General features: G+C 44.9%; 17 protein-coding genes. 8 read left to right on the top strand and 9 right to left on the bottom strand.

Translation table 11 applies throughout. The features are described from left to right. Positions 1 to 142: 142 nt before the first annotated feature. The 3 genes from AB6E54_RS04520 to AB6E54_RS04510 form a co-directional block, all read right to left on the bottom strand. A complete protein-coding gene (locus AB6E54_RS04520; RefSeq protein WP_016766965.1) occupies positions 143 to 829 on the bottom strand; it encodes a DNA-3-methyladenine glycosylase I in 687 nt (228 codons plus the stop codon). 63 nt (positions 830 to 892) lie between these two features. Further along, positions 893 to 1,519 carry an HD domain-containing protein gene (locus AB6E54_RS04515; RefSeq protein ID WP_372057753.1) on the bottom strand — a complete coding sequence of 209 codons (627 nt, stop codon included), beginning with the start codon at positions 1,517 to 1,519 and terminating at the stop codon, positions 893 to 895. Positions 1,520 to 1,682: 163 nt separating this feature from the next. Next, positions 1,683 to 2,342 (bottom strand): HAD family phosphatase, encoded by a 660-nt coding sequence (locus AB6E54_RS04510; protein ID WP_010432777.1) that lies wholly within the window; start codon positions 2,340 to 2,342, stop codon positions 1,683 to 1,685. 411 nt (positions 2,343 to 2,753) lie between these two features. Between AB6E54_RS04510 and AB6E54_RS04505 the strand changes: the two genes are divergently transcribed. Next, a complete protein-coding gene (locus AB6E54_RS04505; protein WP_010432780.1) occupies positions 2,754 to 4,082 on the top strand; it encodes an anaerobic C4-dicarboxylate transporter in 1,329 nt (442 codons plus the stop codon). 102 nt (positions 4,083 to 4,184) lie between these two features. Here AB6E54_RS04505 and AB6E54_RS04500 read toward each other — a convergent pair whose 3' ends face one another. The 5 genes from AB6E54_RS04500 to AB6E54_RS04480 form a co-directional block, all read right to left on the bottom strand. Further along, on the bottom strand, positions 4,185 to 4,508 hold the full coding sequence (locus AB6E54_RS04500) for a DUF4144 domain-containing protein (protein ID WP_372106758.1): 324 nt from the start codon (positions 4,506 to 4,508) through the stop codon (positions 4,185 to 4,187). A 31-nt stretch (positions 4,509 to 4,539) separates the two neighbouring features. Beyond that, a complete protein-coding gene (locus AB6E54_RS04495; protein ID WP_017069754.1) occupies positions 4,540 to 4,806 on the bottom strand; it encodes a Txe/YoeB family addiction module toxin in 267 nt (88 codons plus the stop codon). After that, entirely contained in the window at positions 4,796 to 5,053 is a 258-nt protein-coding gene (locus tag AB6E54_RS04490) for a type II toxin-antitoxin system Phd/YefM family antitoxin (RefSeq protein ID WP_017061616.1), read from the bottom strand. Before AB6E54_RS04490 ends, AB6E54_RS04495 begins: the two co-directional genes overlap by 11 nt. Positions 5,054 to 5,239: 186 nt before the next feature. Further along, positions 5,240 to 6,031 (bottom strand): CLCA_X family protein, encoded by a 792-nt coding sequence (locus AB6E54_RS04485; protein WP_032546884.1) that lies wholly within the window; start codon positions 6,029 to 6,031, stop codon positions 5,240 to 5,242. Positions 6,032 to 6,151: 120 nt separating this feature from the next. Beyond that, positions 6,152 to 6,841 carry a flavin reductase family protein gene (locus AB6E54_RS04480; protein ID WP_372106760.1) on the bottom strand — a complete coding sequence of 230 codons (690 nt, stop codon included), beginning with the start codon at positions 6,839 to 6,841 and terminating at the stop codon, positions 6,152 to 6,154. 233 nt (positions 6,842 to 7,074) lie between these two features. On the opposite strand from AB6E54_RS04480, the gene AB6E54_RS04475 reads away from it, so the two are divergent. The 6 genes from AB6E54_RS04475 to AB6E54_RS04450 all read left to right on the top strand — a co-directional run bounded on the left by AB6E54_RS04475 (position 7,075) and on the right by AB6E54_RS04450 (position 15,093). Continuing rightward, positions 7,075 to 8,406 (top strand): ferric reductase-like transmembrane domain-containing protein, encoded by a 1,332-nt coding sequence (locus AB6E54_RS04475; protein WP_017061619.1) that lies wholly within the window; start codon positions 7,075 to 7,077, stop codon positions 8,404 to 8,406. 139 nt (positions 8,407 to 8,545) lie between these two features. Then, positions 8,546 to 8,953, top strand: a complete 408-nt coding sequence (locus tag AB6E54_RS04470; protein WP_017054885.1) for a hypothetical protein — start codon at positions 8,546 to 8,548, stop codon at positions 8,951 to 8,953. A 168-nt stretch (positions 8,954 to 9,121) separates the two neighbouring features. After that, positions 9,122 to 10,060 carry a LysR family transcriptional regulator gene (locus AB6E54_RS04465; protein ID WP_372106761.1) on the top strand — a complete coding sequence of 313 codons (939 nt, stop codon included), beginning with the start codon at positions 9,122 to 9,124 and terminating at the stop codon, positions 10,058 to 10,060. Positions 10,061 to 10,358: 298 nt separating this feature from the next. Then, complete coding sequence (locus AB6E54_RS04460) at positions 10,359 to 12,239, top strand: TonB-dependent receptor domain-containing protein (protein WP_372106806.1); 1,881 nt, start codon at positions 10,359 to 10,361, stop codon at positions 12,237 to 12,239. 14 nt (positions 12,240 to 12,253) lie between these two features. After that, on the top strand, positions 12,254 to 13,168 hold the full coding sequence (locus AB6E54_RS04455) for an alpha/beta hydrolase fold domain-containing protein (protein WP_372057755.1): 915 nt from the start codon (positions 12,254 to 12,256) through the stop codon (positions 13,166 to 13,168). A 551-nt stretch (positions 13,169 to 13,719) separates the two neighbouring features. Then, complete coding sequence (locus tag AB6E54_RS04450; RefSeq protein WP_102320859.1) at positions 13,720 to 15,093, top strand: carbohydrate porin; 1,374 nt, start codon at positions 13,720 to 13,722, stop codon at positions 15,091 to 15,093. 134 nt (positions 15,094 to 15,227) lie between these two features. Here the strand turns inward: AB6E54_RS04450 and AB6E54_RS04445 are convergent, their stop codons facing one another. After that, positions 15,228 to 16,214, bottom strand: coding sequence for a LacI family DNA-binding transcriptional regulator (locus AB6E54_RS04445; protein WP_017067468.1), 987 nt, complete (start codon positions 16,212 to 16,214; stop codon positions 15,228 to 15,230). Positions 16,215 to 16,448: 234 nt separating this feature from the next. On the opposite strand from AB6E54_RS04445, the gene AB6E54_RS04440 reads away from it, so the two are divergent. Further along, positions 16,449 to 17,888, top strand: a complete 1,440-nt coding sequence (locus tag AB6E54_RS04440; protein ID WP_372106763.1) for a sucrose-specific PTS transporter subunit IIBC — start codon at positions 16,449 to 16,451, stop codon at positions 17,886 to 17,888. Positions 17,889 to 18,017 lie beyond the last annotated feature (129 nt).

Here is an 18,017-nt window from a genome sequence, read left to right as displayed (position 1 = left end):
TATAACATTCAGCTTCGTACAAATCGGTGCAATATTGAACTATGTACTTTTTAAAAAGTGAGTTTTGGTTTAAAGCTTAGTGCGCATCTGGTCGAAGCTAAGTGTGTATGTAATTAAAGCTAAATGCGCGTTCTGTTTAAAGCTATACTCGATTATCGCCGCAACTGTATGCCACGATCTGACTGATTTCGCTCAGGCTACGACCTGACTGTTGCTGCCATTCGTTGAAGGCTTTACTCGCTGCCAGTTGTGCTCGCTTGGTGTTACGACCGCTATCAACCACGTCTGTGCTGCGTAGGTGTGCTTCAACATCTGATGACAAGATGAAGGTATCTTTACCCATTTGGCGCAGAGTGTAGGCTCCAGTATTACCACCTAATCGCTTGCCGTGTTTTTTCAGGTAATCCCACAGCTCGGTGATACGTTCTGATGGCCAGTCGGCAACCATTTGCGAGAAGGAATCCGCTTCACGCTTGGCATTGTGGATCATCATGGCGTTGGCAGGGATGGTCATTACCTTGGTGAGGTGGCGAATAATGCGCGGGTCTTGCGCTTTCTGTTCCCACATCTCATTCGGCAGCATCAGCATCTTTTCAATATCGAACTCAAAGAATACTTCTTCAAATTGTGGCCACTTCTTTCTCACCACATTCCACGAAATACCACACTGGAAGACCTTTTCGGTAAAAGCGGCCAGCCAACGGTCATCAGTGATTTGTGATAACTCGGCTTGTGAAAGGGGCGCACGGACAATCTTTTCGAGTTCGGCCGCTCCGCCTTTACGGTGAGCCGCACGTTGATAAATGGTGTCGAATTTTTCTTGGGTCATTGAAGGTTCCAAACTAAAGCGATTCTTTATGATATGGGGACTAATTTCTATATGAAAAGGAGCTTAAGCTTCTGTCGCCAATTGAACAAGAAAACCGCGCATGTAGTCGGTTCGCTTGTTGGCTTCTAATTTGGCGGATTCTGTATTCATGGTTTCAGCGAGCTTGAACAGTTTCACGTAGAAATGGTCGACACTGTAATGCTTGTCATCCAAATCACGCTGCTTGGCGAACGGGTCTTCGTGGTTATAGAGTTCGGCATCGAAGCTTTGACCAACGTATAGGCAACGAGCAATACCAATTGCACCGAGAGAATCTAGGCGATCAGCATCTTGGACGATTTGAGCTTCCAAGGTTTCTGGTGTGATGTTAGCGCTGTAACTATGCGTGACAATCGCATGATGGATCTCATCAAGATAGGACGCAGGGTATTCGATAGATTTGAGGAAAGAGATCGCCTTATCTGCTGCCATTGTTGAGCTTTGGGCCCTGTCTGGGTGGTTCTTAGGAAAGGTGAAGCAATCATGAAGATAAGCAGCAGGTAACACGACTTCAAGCTTAGCTTGTTCTTGATCGCACAAAGCTTTTGCGGTTTTGACGACACGCTTAATATGGCTGATGTCGTGTGCTGCATCTTGTGTCATTTCTTGCTGTGCAAACTCAAGCAGTTGGTCTTCAAACTTTTCCTTCACGCGTCTCTGTCTCCGTTAATGATGTTGCTTATTATCTAGCATTTATTCACATCGACTGTAACAGTTTCAAGCGCGAGTTTTTATCTTTTATAAAAAGTATATCAACAAAAAAACCGACTCTGTGAGTCGGCTTAATATTGGTCTTTATTTGTTGTATTGGCTTTTAAGCTGCGGCTTGTTGCAGCTGCGCCAATACATGATGCAGCGATGGGCTGATCGTGTGGCCAAGCGCTTTTACTTCTTCGCAAGGCTCAACCAAATCTGGAATTTGGAAGCTGATCATGTTCGCTGCCATAGAAGCGCGAATTCCGTTGTTCGAATCTTCGAACGCTAGGCAGGTTTCAGGCGCAACACCTAGGCGTTCAGCCGCCAGCAAGTAAATCTCTGGGTGAGGCTTGCCGTGAGTCACTTCGCAGCCTGTGCTTAATGAAGTGAAGTACGAATCTAGGCCAGCCAGCTCAAGCTTCTTCTTTGCGATATCAAGCTGAGTGGAGGTCGCCACCGCGATTGGAATGTCGTTTGATTTCAGCCACTCAAGAAGCTCAATCACGCCGTCTTTTACTGGGATTGCTTGGTTTTTAACAATTGCACTGTAGCGCGTGCGCCATTCATTATTCAGCGCTGGGTAATCTAACCCTTCACCGTAACCATTTCGAAAAATCTGTTCGATGGTTTTTGCGTTACAACCAATGATGCCTAGGTAGACATCTTGCAAAAACGGAACACCTTGCGCGTGACATGCTTCTTCAAAAACCTGCATACAAAGTCGCTCGGTGTCGAGCAGTAGCCCATCCATATCAAAAATAGCAGCTTGAAAATTCATATCCGTGGTTCTTAATGTGTTGTCATCGTGAGGGCGGGTATTTTGACATAGTGTCTAGTGATAGGCGAGTCAACGTTCAGTAAGAATATATCCAATCGGCTCGGCAATATGCTTCTGCATGACTTTAAATGTGATTGGTTGTGGTTGAAATAATATCGTTCAGTTATGAGCCTTGTGTTTTATAGGCCATCCAGATCTAACAGAAACAATTATGACTGTTATACATAACAAATCTAGCTTGTGCGTCTGGCTTATTATTACATTTCATAAACTTACAGGTCTGTTTACGTGACCATAATCTTATAAAAAACAATTACCGGGAGCCTGCAATCATAGTGTGACCAAGCAATAAGTAAATGGCTGAGCTTAGGGAGAAAATAACATTAGTCCACATTTTTAGCAGGGTTGCTTATGTTGTATTTTGAGTTTCTATTTTTATTAGTCGTCCTTTATATCGGATCTCGGTATGGCGGTATTGGCTTAGGTGTTGTTTCTGGTATTGGTTTGGTTATCGAGGTGTTTGTCTTCAAGATGCCACCAACGTCTCCACCTGTCACCGTGATGCTGATCATCCTCGCCGTTGTTACTTGTGCTTCGATTCTCGAAGCGGCAGGTGGTTTGAAATACATGCTGCAAGTGGCGGAAAGGGTACTGAGAAAGAACCCGAAACGCGTTACCTTGATAGCACCGTTCGTGACTTACTCGATGACTTTCCTATTGGGTACTGGCCACGCGGTTTACTCAATTATGCCAATCATCGGCGATGTTGCGTTGAAGAATGGTATTCGTCCTGAGCGCCCGATGGCGGCTGCGTCTGTTGCGTCTCAACTGGCTATCACTGCATCACCAATTTCTGCTGCTGTGGTCTATTACCTCGCGCAACTTTCTGATATCCAACACTCTATTACTCTGCTTTCTATTTTGATGGTGACGGTTCCTGCAACGCTGTTTGGTACGTTTTTACTTTCTTTGTACAGCTTGAAACGCGGCAAAGAACTGAACGACGATCCTGAATATCAAGCTCGTCTAAAGGATCCAGAGTGGAAAAAGCGTATCGAAAGCACCACAGCGACGTCTTTGGATGAAGTGTTGCCAACTTCGGCTCGTAATGCGGTATTGATTTTCCTACTTTCAATTGTCGTGATTGTTATCGTGGCGATGGTGCCTGAGATCAGAACGATCGTAGACGGCGACAAGCCAATCAAGATGTCGGTGATCATCCAAATGATGATGCTCTGCTTCGGCGGTATCATCTTGCTGGCAACTAAAACTGACCCGCGTGATGTGCCAAACGGTGTGGTATTCAAATCGGGTATGGTGGCAGCGATTGCTATCTTCGGTATCGCTTGGATGTCGGATACCTATTTCCAATACGCAATGCCTCAGTTCAAGTCGGGCATCGTGGAAATGGTGACTAACTACCCATGGACGTTTGCGCTAGCGCTATTCATCGTATCAGTTGTGGTGAACTCTCAAGCCGCTACTGCACGTATGATGCTACCGGTTGGCCTTGGTTTAGGACTCGACCCAGCACTGTTGATCGGCTTAATGCCAGCAGTTTACGGCTACTTCTTCATCCCGAACTACCCATCAGATATCGCAACGGTGAACTTCGATGTGTCTGGCACTACCAAGATTGGTAAGTGGTACTTCAATCACTCATTCATGTCGGTTGGTTTAATCGGTGTGGTCGGTGCATGTTGCTTAGGCTACGCACTGGCACAGATTTTTATCGCTTAATTAAGCGATAGCGAGATAACAAACAAAAACAGCGCCTGAATTGGCGCTGTTTTTGTTTAATCTGTCTTGGGGATTAGCTTTGATACGAGCTCTTAAGCAGTATTAGCGAGCCTCAAAAGCCAAAGACTGAATCGCTTCTTCTATCGTTAGGAAGTGGATTTTCATTAGGCACACTTCTGCTTTCTGGAACTCGTGGTTTCGAATCAGTTTGGTCACGCTTTCAACCGAATACTGGTCTGCTCGTTTCGCTAGAGACAGTTGGTTTGAGCCCGATTGCAGTGAATAGCTGTCGCCCACTGAATCAATGAGGTAATCATCTTCGCCCAAGATCATGTCTGAGCATTCTGATTGAAATTCGTGTTCGGACGCGACGTAAATAAGCTCATCATCACCGTCGAGTTTTACCAAAGATGGCCAACTGATCATTACTGCCCTTTCTATGTGCTGCTTACTGCTTTTAATAGTGGTGACGACAAGCAATTATGTAAAAGTTATCGTCATCTGCTTTATACACTAATCGATTCTTGTCATCGATTCGTCTTGACCAAAATCCAGACAGGTTGCCGACTAGTGGCTCCGGCTTTCCAATCCCTTCAAAGGGCGTTCTTTTGGCAGCTTCAATCAACTTATTTAGTTTCTTGAGCGTTTTCTTGTCTTGGGTTTGCCAGTATAGGTAATCTTCCCAAGCATTATCTGTAAATACAATCTTTCGATCATTCGTCATTATTCAATTCTCGAACGGTTGTATTTCCGGCTTCGAGTTGAGCAATAGATTCAGCCAATCTTTCAGCGTTTTTAGGCGAGCTCATTAGGTACAAGGTTTCTTGCATTGAATTAAAATGATCAAGAGACATGACCACTGCATCTTCTGAATCTCGTCTGGTTATTACCGTAACATCAGAATCGTCTACCACTCTATCGAGCACAGACTTAAGGCTATTTCTGGCCTCAGTAAAAGAAACAATATTCATCACTTATTTACCCTGTTGTTTTTGGATATATTTAATCTTTCTATATACACAGAATAGTTAATCATTCATGAATTAACTATTCTACATGTTCCGCTTGTTGTACATGTTATATCAGAGCTTACACATGATCAACTTATGGTACATGTCATTCATTGTAAATATGCAGAGAGTTACTGACTCAAAATGCTATTTACTCAAAGATCGCCCTAATGGTGCGAAGTAACCTTGCAGGGCTTGGTATATCTCTTCTCGATGCGCCATATCCGGATACACGGGGTACATATCAGGCTTGGTTGTGCCATCCACTAGATAAGCGTTCTTGATATCGGAACACGATTCAATCACGGATTCAAAAGCGCGCGCCATCATCTCTGTGGGTAGTGAGAAGTAACGGGCAGACATCGCCTTGTCGGCAATAACACTGCGAGCCACGTAATCGTGTTTGTCCAAGTTATTGTCGCTAAGCAGTGTGGCATCAAACAGAGACATCAAACTTTCGTTTAATGGATGAGGTCGCACCGTTCTATCGTGCAACCAACAGTCGCTGGCGAACAGGATCTGCTTGCGAGGGCCAGAGGTATCGCCGATTTCAAACGCTTTCTCAGCGATATAGTGGTCAAATGCATGCCAAAACTCGTGAGCGAGCGCGCCAGCTCCGGCATTCTTCGCGAGGGCTAATTCTCGTTGGTTCGGGGCATAGTGTGCTTGTACGCCTTTTCTGCCGCCACTGCCGAACGCTAAGCCTAATGTGCCGCGAAGGCCAATCGCTTCTGGTGGCAAAGCCAAGATGTAAGCCAAGTCGGCTAGCGAATCGAATATCAGATTTGCGGCCAACTCTTTTTCTTCTTTCGTCACCCAAGCACCCACACGAATGCTGCCCATACCGAAGGTTTGTTTGATGTCCATGAATGACACCTGATCGCCATGTCGGTAGTCTGGGCCTTCGCGCGTTTTGTATTTAAAGTGAGTTAACTTCAAAAGGGTCCTTGGAAACAGACGTAAGAATGAATAGTGTGCTCAGTGAGATGCGCCTGTGTGAGATGCATCTCTTGGAATTAAAGGACGTTAGCACTTTTGATAGCAAATTGCCGAACAAAATTAGTTTAGATTGAGTTCGAAAGCTTCCCATGAAGTTGGGTTACCTTCACGAGTGAGTGGAAAGAGTGGCTGTTGTGGTTTTGCATAGCTTAATCGGTGCAGTCTTTGAGTTACGTGGTAGCTATCAAGCCCTGATACCGTGACCAAATCCAACGCTTCTAAATCAAGGTAGCCATCCGGCATCACGGCGCGTTTGGGTGCGTGAATCGTTATAACTTCACCGATCAACATTTGCGTTTGATTGCTTTCGATTGTTATCTGTTCTTTGAACGCTAACCCTATCTTTAAACTGCTCTCCAAGACGAAGGGAGCGGGGAATGTGTCGTCATAATAGGCCGTTAAGCCGACCGCGTTGAATTCTGAGACTGGTTTAGGGTAGCGAGCCGAGGTTTGATGGGCCTTTTTAACAAAGCCAGCACCAATGCTGTTAACGGTGAAGTACTTAGTTTCTAGGATGTTTTCTAGCGTATGACGTCGGCTTTTATCTGGGCGAACAATAAAACCAAGCAGCGCGGGATCAGACCCTAGGTGAATGACAGAGCTCACTATCGCAAGGTTTTCAAGCCCCTGTTTATCACAAGTACCAATTAGGTTGGCGCTTTTAAATCCAGATAGGGAGTTAACCAAACGAATGCGGTGGCGCGGGTCCATTGTTTGGATATCTTGTTTAGAAAGGGTCATGTCCTTCATATCTTCTCTTCTTCTCATTTATTGTTATCTTCGAGCATGCTCACTAACGGACTTATATGTACGAAGAATCCGCTTTTATCGATCAAAGAGCGCTTATTGGCCGTGGGCAGTTTGTCTCTTTTATCTCTGCTACAGCACAATGAACGAGATCCTTTGCATAGATTTACGTACGTTGACGTCCCTTTACATCACAGGAGCTAAAGTAATGATGTCGTCTTTATGAGTGTTAACAAATGAAAACAGTCCGCAATATCATTTGGGCAATGATTGCCACAATGTCAGCCTTTTGGTTTGCGATGGAACCGCAATTATTCGCTTCAAGCGATGTCTTTGAATGGCGCTCAGCCATGATTCAGTACTCAGGTATTTTGTCTCTGGTGTTAATGTCCATCACAATGATCTTGGCGATGCGTTTGCCTATGGTTGAGAATTGGCTGAAAGGTATGGATAAAGCATATCGAGTCCATAAATGGCTCGGTATCGGTGGTGTTGCACTGGGTGTGACACACTGGTTGTGGTACCAAATACCTAAGTCATTGGTGGTGTCTGGTGTGTTAGATAAGCCTGTTCGACACGATGGTTCAGGGCCACAAGCTGTTTTGACTGGATGGGAGTTATGGGTCAATGAATTACGCGGTATTGCTCAGAGTATTGGCGAGTGGGGCTTCTACTTGTTGCTCATTTTACTGGTGGCGTCACTATGGGCGGCAGTGAAGTACAAACCGTTTAAATTGTCGCACCGTCTGATGTCGGTTGCGTACCTGTTTATCGCTTTCCACTCAGTAATCCTGCTTAAACGAGCGTATTGGGGAGAACCTATTTATTATCTAACTGTGGCATTTGCTTTGGCTGGGTCTATCGCAGCGATTTACAGTTTGTTGGGCTTGGTTGGGCGTCGTAATCGTCACTCAGCGAAGATTATCTCGACTCGCTATTTTCCACAAGCTGAAGTGATGGAGCTGGTGTTAAAACCGGAGGCATCTTGGCAAGGTCACAAAGCTGGGCAGTTTGCGTACTTGCGTTTCGGTAATGAAGACCCGCATCCGTTTACCATTGTTTCTGGCAGTGATGATCCAGAGCTGCGCTTTTTGATCAAAGAGCTGGGTGATTTTACTAATGGCCTTTATGAACGAGTGAAAGCGGGCGATGCGGTTACGGTTGAAGGACCCTATGGTCGACTTTATTTTGACCTAAGCAAGCCACAAATTTGGATTGCTGGTGGTGTCGGGATAGCGTCGTTTTTTGCAACACTTGAAGCGCTCAAAACAGAACGAGATCATCCTCGTATTCAACTGTTTTATTGTACTCGCGGTGTTGATAAGCAATTAATCGATGAGTTGTGGCACCTAGCGCACGCGGTTGGTGTGAAGTTGACCGTGATAGATACCTTGCACTCACCGCGGCTAAACGCCGGAAGAATTGTCAATCAATGTGGCGACCTCAACGAGTACGAGATGTATTTCTGCGGGCCGGAGTTGTTCTCTACATCACTGAAAAAAGAATTAGACACCTATCAATTTGATATTGAAAAGCACTACCACGAAGAGCTGTTTGTGATGCGTTAAAGCCAACTATTGGAGCTGTGATTGTTAAATTAGTCAATCGGCACAGTGTAAAAAGGCGTAAAGTCACTCAATTTGTTATTGCAGCGGTTTGCTATTGAGCGATACCATATAGGGCTGTTTCTTTGGTAAAGATGTAATTATGTCAGATGAAAAACTCGCACTCGAATGGATGCGCCAACAAGCTCATAAAGTTGACCCATACGTTATCGATCCATCGTTTGATGAATGCGTTGAGTTGCTTGATCCTGCCTTCAAGAAAGGCAAGAGTGTTGCTCAACTCAAGTATCTGTTATCAGAAGCAGATCGCCGAGCGGGCGCGGCAGAACGTAAGCATGCGGCTTTAAAATACGCCAAAGAGAAAAGCCCAAATGCTGGTCAAATCTTGCGACTGCAAAGCAAGCTTCAACAAGTTCAGTTGGCTCTCAAGCTTGCCACTGGCGATAACAATATGACCATATCTCAGTTCTGTGCGGAGTACGATGTCTCTAAGCGTGACGGCAATACGGCATGGAATGAAAAGTTGGTGGAGCAGGGTAAGAGAAAGTAGCGATCTCTATTTCTATTTTTTGATTTAGTCGTTTTTCTATTGAACTTTAAATCATGCTCGCAGAGCCGTTAACTCGGTATCTTGAACCCCAATCATTGATATGCATTGCCGTGGTTTGAGCGCGGCGTATTGTCTCAACGATGCCCTCATTATTTTGGTGACGCACTCATGAACCTCTCCCAGATTGACCTGAATCTTCTTTTCGTTCTTAAGCATTTACTCGAAGAAAAACACGTCTCTAATACCGCAATGTCTCTGAACATGAGCCAGTCTTCGGTAAGTCGTACGCTACAAAAAATGCGTACCTTCTTTGATGATGAGCTGCTGGTACGTAAGAAGTATGGCTATGAGCTGACCCCAAAAGCAGAGTCGATTAAAAACGATATCAACACCGTTATTACTAACCTGGAAAAGTTGGTTCATAAGCAGTCGTTTGACCCAAGCAAGGTTGATAGTACTGTGAAATTTTATGGCTTACTGCCTCAAATTAATACCTTAATGCCCAAGGTGATCGCTAAGATCCGCAAAGAAGCGCCGAACATGATCGTGAGTTTAGATTCTGCGCCCAAGCGTCATTTCGAAGCCTTGGTCGCAGGTGATGTGCACTTTGCCTTATCTTCGCATCAGCCGCCTTCTGCTGAGCAAAATATCTATCGTATGACAGTGGCGAAGCGCACGTTCCGTTTGTTGATGAGCCGAGAGCACCCATTGGCGAATGAAACTCTGACCCCACAAAAGCTGGCGGAATATGATTTTGGCCAAGTCTCTCTACAAGGTGAGAAAAGGCTTTCTTTCGAACACAAATACCAAGAACTCGGTTTAGCCAATAAAAAGCAGCGCCTGTCTGCACCTGTGCAGTTGAGTAACTTCAGCTCGGCGCCAAGTATTGCTGCTGAAACCGACATCATCTTTCACCTTCCAACACCTTTTGCAGAAGCAGCGTGTCATGATCCCCGCCTGATCACCAGAGAAGTCCCAGAAGAACTCCACTTGAGCTTTCAAGAAGTTTATTTGTACTGGCACAAGCGATTTCATGATGACCCGATGTGTGAATGGGTACGTGAAATATTCAAAGACCTCTATGTAGGCAAAGATACGTACTCTTAAAAGAGAGTGACTTCTAGTAAAGTAAGCACCGAAGTCTGAGTGATTTGAGAGCCGTTATTCGCAACATCATCAGTTTCATATCAAGCATAAGATGAAGGTAACTATCCGTCTGGCGGATAGCGATATTCTATTTTGGCGATAGCATTATGCTTGAAGCGAATGATTTACGCCGCTCTAATTGAGAATGATTATTAAATGCAATCTCAATTTAAGTAGAGCCAAGATGAACACTATTCAAACGTTTACTCGTTCCCCCCTTTCTAAGTCTATAGCTGCTGCGTGTTTTGTATTCCCTGTGATGGGCTTTGCTAACGAACAAGTAAATCAAGTTGATACCGAAGCTTTGACCATTGAAGCGACGACTATGGAAACCATGGTTGTGACAGCAGCTGGTTATGAGCAGGTTGTCACTGAAGCGCCAGCGTCGATCAGCGTGATTACTCGTGAGCAGCTGGAAAACCGATCGTATAAAGATCTGACAGACGCGCTGCGTGATGTACCTGGTGTGATAGTGACAGGTGGTGGTTCGAGCCAAGACATTTCAATACGTGGTATGCCTGCAGAATACACGGCGATTTTGGTCGATGGACGCAAGCAGTCTGGCCGTGAAACACAACAAAACAGCAGTGGTGGCTTTGAGCAAGATTGGCTACCACCTCTAAGCGCGATTGAGCGAGTTGAAGTCGTGCGTGGCCCAATGTCGACGCTTTACGGTTCAGACGCGATTGGCGGTGTGATCAACATTATCACTCGTAAAGATTATCAAGAGTGGTATGGCAGCGTACGTGGTGAAACAACATTGCAAGAGAACTCAGACTCGGGCAATTCATATCAAAGCCAAGTGCATCTAGCGGGCCCTCTTATTGATGGCTTGTTGAGTGCTTCTTTCTCTGGTTTATATCAAGAGCGTAAGGAAGATGAGATTCTTTACGGATACGGAGGCAAAACATTAGAGAGTTACCGTGGCGCACTACACTTGACGCCTACGGATGACGATACTTTCTCGTTTGATTACACCTATCACGATCAAGAACGAGTGACGACGGATGGAAAATCGAAAACCACAGATTCTGAGCGTGTGAACAATCGTCAATCATTGGGCCTATCTCACTCAGGCAACTACGACTGGGGCTCGGGCACTTCATACATCAACAATGAAACGGTTGAGAATGAAGGCGGAGAAATGGAAGTGGAAAACCTGACTCTGAACTCACAATGGTCTATGCCTGTGCTTGAGGCGCACTACCTAACTATCGGCTTCAACTATACACGTCAGGAGCTGACAGATTCTGCAGAAGATCATGTCTTCAAAAATAACCAATGGTCACTGTTTGCGGAAGATGAATGGTACATCACCGATTCTTTTGCTCTAACAACTGGCCTCAGATTTGATCAAAATGACGTGTTCGAGTCTCATCTGAGCCCTCGCGTTTATGGTGTGTGGAGTGTCGACTCATATTGGACAGTGAAAGGCGGTGTTTCAACGGGATATCGAGCACCAGGCTTAACTGAGATGGAAGCGGGTTGGGCGCAAGACAGTTGTGGTGGCGACTGCTCGGTTTACGGTAATCCTGATCTAAAAGCCGAGACGTCAGTGAACAGTGAAATGGGCGTGTACTTTGTTGGCGATGCCGATTTAAGCTCGAACATCACCGTATTCTACAGTGACTTTAAAGACAAGATCGACAAGAAAGAGCTGAGCACTAACTGTGGCCGACGTGGTTGTGATTCTACCTACGTGAACATTGAAGACGCGATTACTTACGGTGCTGAATACACGATAAACAAAGGCATTACTGAGGCGATTTCTGTCGGTTCGACGTATACCTATACACATACTGAGAAGCAGTCTGGTGAAGATGAGGGTAAGCCACTAACACAAGTTCCTGAGCATTTAGTTACCGTAAATGCAGATTGGCAAGTACGTGATGATGTCCAATCTTGGATGCGAGTGACATACCGTGGCAAAGAGTCAGAACCGACAACGAGTAGTTCAAGAACACAATACGAAGCGCCATCAATTACTTATGTTGACTTAGGTGCCAACTGGTATGTGCAAAAGAACCTTAAGGTGATGGCTGGTATCTACAACCTATTTGATGAACAAACCGATTACGAAGAGTTTGGCTACGTTGAAGATGGTCGTCGTTACTGGTTAGCAGCAGAAGCGTCATTCTAGATAAGAGGTTCATAATGAAAAAGATAACAAAATTACTGATGCTTTCATTTGTTGGATTATCGGCTGCTAATGCTAATGCTAATGCTAATGCTAATGCTAATGCTAATGCGGTATACACAGTAGAAAAGGACATCTTGTTTAAGACGGTAGAAGCACGAGAGATCAAGCTTGATCTCTACCTTCCCAAAACAGAAGCAAAGGTTGATGGAAAATATCCGTTGCTCGTTTGGGTACATGGCGGTGCGTGGAAGCGTGGCACTAAAGACGATATTCCGACTAAAAACCCGTTGTTGCTTAATTCTGTTTTGGATGAAGGTTATGCGTTGGCTGCGGTCGATTATCGTTTAAGTGGCGAAGCAACTTTCCCAAAACCAGTCGCGGATATTAATGATGCTATTAACTATCTTCATGACCATGCTAACAAGTACAATCTTGCCGCCGATAACGTGGTTATGATGGGGCGTTCAGCTGGTGGTCATTTAGCGGGATTGGTCGGCGCAAGTAATACGCACGGTGACATTAGCTTTTACTCAGAACCTAAGTATCGAGTGGCTGGAGTTGTAAGCTTTTTTGGCCCGACGGACCTGCTGGAACTAGGTAATAAAGGGAACAGACCAACCAGTAAAAAGTCGTCGGTGTCACGCTTTTTAGGTGATATCCCGAGTGAAGTACCAGAGCTAGCGGCACAAGCTTCAACGACCAGTTATATAAACAGTGATGCTCCGCCTTACATTCAGTTCCATGGAACACTGGATAAGCGAGTGCCTTTAGCGCAAAGCCAGATCCTCAAACATGCTTTGGACAAGTACGGCATTGAGAATCAGCTGTTTATCGAGGAGGGTGTTGGTCATAGTGCTCCAATTTTTGATACCGATAAGTATGTACCGCATGTGATTGCGTTTTTAAAGCGACATTATCCAATTAAATAATCTCTACTTTTGTGACGTTACAACGCGCTAGAAAGCATTCATTGAGCCATTTAAAGCCAAGTTGATCACTAAGGTTCAACTTGGCTTTTTTATTGGAAGCTTTCATAAGTATCTGGATTCATTTCTAACTTCCCTTTTATGATTCGATCGTCATTTATTAGATCGAACAAAACCGTGTTCACCTTCGATAATTGAGTTATTTATCAGTTAAAGGTGGTGGTTATTGTATGTTTCATCACGCTTTGTTCATAACTGACTCTAGCTTATCGACGACCTTGATAAAGGCTTCAATGTGCGCGATACACTATTTTTCGCCCATTAATCAATTTCACTTGTGACAAAGTTATCAGAATTATGCATTTTCGGTAACGTTCCCGAAATTATCGATCTATCATCCACTCAGATACAAAAGTGAAGTAATCAACACGACTGATTTCTATTTCTTCTTCGATATAGAGCTTATACATCAAAAGTATAAGCCGAAATGTGCTTACGAATTGTTTTGGGAACGTTTGCAAATAATCCAAAACAATTAACGTGAGAACATCAGAATGAAACGACACATTTTAGCGGTTGCTGTAACAATGGGGCTAATGACTACATCGGTATTAGCAAGTGAAGACGTTGCAGCATTAGAGCAACGTATTAATGAATTAGAACAAAGGGTTGCACAAACAGAGCAGGTCTCTACCGAGGCCAATGAAAAGGCTTCTTCGTTTGAGTTTCACGGCTATGCTCGCTCTGGGTTATTGATCAACGACGACCTAAACGGCGCGACAGGTACTGGTCCTTACATGACAGCGGCGGGTGCCATTGGAGCTCCAATTGGACGTCTTGGTGTTGAAGATGATCATTACGTTGAAGCGAACTTGATTCATAAGCGATTTGCAGACGATGGCTCTAGTGCTTTGTTTCGCATCATGTTGGCCGACAGTACTGAGACAAATAACGAGTGGACTGCCAGCGAAAGCCAGTTGAATGTGCGACAAGTGTATTCAGAACTGAACCGTCTGAGCATGTTCTCTGAATCTGAAGCGTTTTCTGAAGCAACGTTTTGGGCGGGTAAACGATTCGATCGCGACAACTTTGATATTCACTTTTTCGATTCGGATATTGTCTTCTTATCAGGTACTGGTGCGGGCGTTTATGACGTTCAGATGAGCGACAACTGGAAAGCGAATTTCTCTATTTATGGCCGAGATTTTGGTGAGATTGATAGCTCGTCAACAGATGTAGAAAACTACATTGCAACCATGAATAACCGTATTGGCCAATGGCAAGTGATGTTGAGCGGTATGACCTCAGCAGACAACGATAGCCGCCTAAATGGCGCAGCTGAAAGCGGTGTACACGCAATGTTTGCGTACCATGGAGACAACTTCTTTGGTCTGAGCGAAGGCTTCTCTAAAACGGGTATGTTAGTGGGTAGTGGCCTAGGTGCAGAGCTAAAAGGCATCGGTTCAAATGGTGATCTACTGGATGACGCGAAAGCCGTTCGCCTGTTTAGCTACGGTGTCACTCGCATTGGCGACAACTGGCGCTTAGCACCTGCATTAATGGCAGAGCATAGCCAAGACCGTTTGAAGAAGAATGACGAGTTCACATGGGCTTCTTTAAACGTTCGATTAGCTCAAGAGTTCACAGAGAACTTTGAGATGGTTTACGAAGGTTCATTGCAATACATGGATTTAGACAACTCGACAGAGCAAGCGAGCGGCGGTTTCTACAAAGCGACAGTTGCACCAACACTCAAGCTTTCAACTAGCACTGGTTTCTTTGACCGACCAGAACTGCGTTTCGCTGTGAGCTATGTGGATTGGAGTGAAGACCTAAATGGTTACTCGATCAGCACTGAAGCAGATGCTGCAACGATGGGAGAGGGCGGCGAGGTTCTGTTTGCACTGCAGATGGAAACTTGGTTCTAATTGCTTGATATATCGTTTAGATAGAGAGTGTTACTCATGATGTGATAGTCGCATCACCAAATGCCAACCTTATCGTTTCAACTCGAAGGTTGGCATTTTTTATCTTGGGATAACCTGATCTCTGAAATAAATCGCTAGCAAGACTCTCGGTCAATAGTGGTGAAGGTCAACACCATCTTGCTCATTTCAAAGCCTTTTTTCTCAATACGGTCGAGTAGCAGCTTGGCTCCATTTTCTCCCGCTTTATCAAACGCATAGTTAAACGTAGACAGCGTTGGTGTGCATACTGAAGCAAGTTCATCATCACCCACGCCGAGTACCAAGACATCCTTTCCTGGAACGAGGCCCGCTTCTTGAATTGCTCTGATCGCACCGATTGCGATACGGTCAGTGGCGCAGAATAGGCCGTCTAGCTTGGTGTGCTCCTTGAGATACTGCTTCGCCAGTTGGTAACCTGATTCTATGGTGAAGTCGCCACGGGCGTGAAATTGCAGTGTGAGGTCGTTAAATTGAAGCGATTGAGCGAAGCCTTCCGATCTCATCTTATCAACCGCAATATCATCACCTTGCACACCGATGAATCCCATATGCTTACAAGCTTTCGCTATGAGGCGATTACCCGCTTCAAACCCTACGCGAGTGTCGTCGTGCACAATGCTTGGGATGTTAAACATTGACCCGTCTTGACCAACCAATACCACGGGTACGGCAGAGCTTTGAATCGCTTTGACTAATTGGTTGTCGAGGTGGGTCGCGTACAGGATGATGCCTTCAACACGCTTCTGGTTAAATATCTGAATATATTCAAGTTCTTTATGGTGTGTTTGGTGTGTGCTCGCTAATAATACATGCTTGCCCGCTTGCTCTAAGACGGCGGTTAAACCATCGACACCCTGAGAGGTGGCATGGGAAGAAACCCTAGGAACAATCACGCCAACCAGGTTGGTTTTTTGGGACTTTAAGTCTTTAGCGACTTGGTTTGGGAGATAGCCACACTCTTCAACCGCTTTACGCACCTTCACCTTGGTCGCGTCTTTTACGCCATACTCATCATTGATTACTCTTGAAACCGTCGACTTGGAAACTCCAGCGAGACGAGCGACATCATGAAGACTAGCCATTATTCATTATCCAATTGTAATTTTAGTTTTGGGATTGTTTGCAAACAGAGCATCAAATTTACCTGTTATTAGGGGATTTTAACCCTGTCTTCTTATCCTAGGGAGATAATTTGAAGATCATTCTCACACTATTGAGCAGTTATCTTTGATCATTTGTTATTTCTAGGCAAAAATTTGTCTTGCAAACGTTCCCGAAAATTCAAAAGCTCAAATGATAATCCAATGGGGTATGTAATGAATTATCCAAAATTAGCAAAAGAGCTGCTTTCTCTATTAGGTGGTAAAAGTAATATCACCGCACTCGCACACTGCGCGACTCGTCTGCGTCTTGCGGTTGCAGACCAAGATAAAATTGATGAACAGGCGATTGATAACCTAGAAGGGGTTAAGGGCCAGTTTAAAGTGGCAGGTCAATATCAGATCATCTTTGGCTCAGGCATCGTAAACCAAGTTTATGCTGAGTTGGCTAAGCTGACTGAAATGACGGAAATGTCGACCAACGATGTGGCGTCTGCAGGTGCTGACAACCAAAATATCCTGCAACGCGCGGTGAAAGGCCTGTCTGATATTTTTGTACCAATCATTCCGGCGATTGTTGCTGGTGGTTTGTTGATGGGTATCTACAACCTATTGACGGCTCAAGGCTTATTCATTGATGGCAAATCTTTAATCGACGCTAATCCGGGTTTGACCGACTTAGCAAACATGATCAATACATTTGCTAATGCTCCTTTTGTGTACTTACCTATTTTATTAGCATTTTCAGCGAGTAAGAAGTTTGGTGGTAACCCATACCTTGGCGCGGCTTTAGGTATGTTGATGGTTCACCCAGACTTGCTTAACGGCTGGGGCTTCGGTGGCGCATCAGTGTCGGGCAGCATTCCGGTTTGGAACATTTTAGGTTTCGAAATCGAGAAAGTAGGCTATCAAGGTTCAGTACTACCCGTTCTTGTCTCTGCGTTTATTCTAGCGAAAGTTGAGCTTGGCCTACGTAAAGTTATTCCTTCGGTTTTGGATAACTTGTTAACGCCACTATTGGCTATTTTCGTGACGGGCCTTCTGACATTCACGGTTGTGGGTCCATTTACACGTGATATCGGCTTCCTACTGGGTGACGGTCTTAACTGGCTATACAACAGTGCTGGCTTCATTGGTGGTGCGGTGTTTGGTTTGATTTATGCGCCGTTTGTTATTACTGGTATGCACCATAGTTTTATCGCGATTGAAACTCAGTTGCTTGCGGATATCGCAACAACTGGTGGTACGTTCATCTTTCCTATCGCGGCGATGTCTAACGTGTCACAAGGTGCAGCGGCATTGGCGGTTGGTTTCATGAGTAAAGATAAGAAAATGAAGAGTATCGCTATTCCTTCTGGTGTGACGGGACTACTTGGTATTACAGAGCCTGCAATGTTCGGTGTGAACTTGAAGCTTCGCTATCCATTCATTGCTGCGGTTTGTGCCGCTGCGGTTTCAAGCGCATTCATCACCATGTTTAATGTGAAAGCACAAGCGCTCGGTGCTGCTGGTATTCCAGGTATCATCTCAATATCACCAGAAAAAATCGGTTACTACGTGGTCGGCATGATTATCGCGTTCGTGACTGCCTTTGCATTGACCGTTGTTTTAGGCCTGCGCGAGCGTAATAAACAAAACATTAAAGCAACGGCTTAACGTTTCTCCCTAGAAGTGAAGTCCCCCTTTTCACTTCATTTCCTAAGCTTTGGGGTGCTAGCTAGGTGATTTGGCTTAGCTAGCCTTTTTATATTTTTACATGACAGCGTGAAGTGTCACCTTGCTTTC

The sequence above is a fragment of the Vibrio sp. 10N.247.311.49 genome, assembly GCF_041467655.1.
GTDB classification, from domain to species: Bacteria; Pseudomonadota; Gammaproteobacteria; order Enterobacterales; family Vibrionaceae; genus Vibrio; species Vibrio crassostreae_C.
Note: the sequence above shows the minus strand (reverse complement) of the source record. Positions and strands in the feature narration are given on the sequence as shown.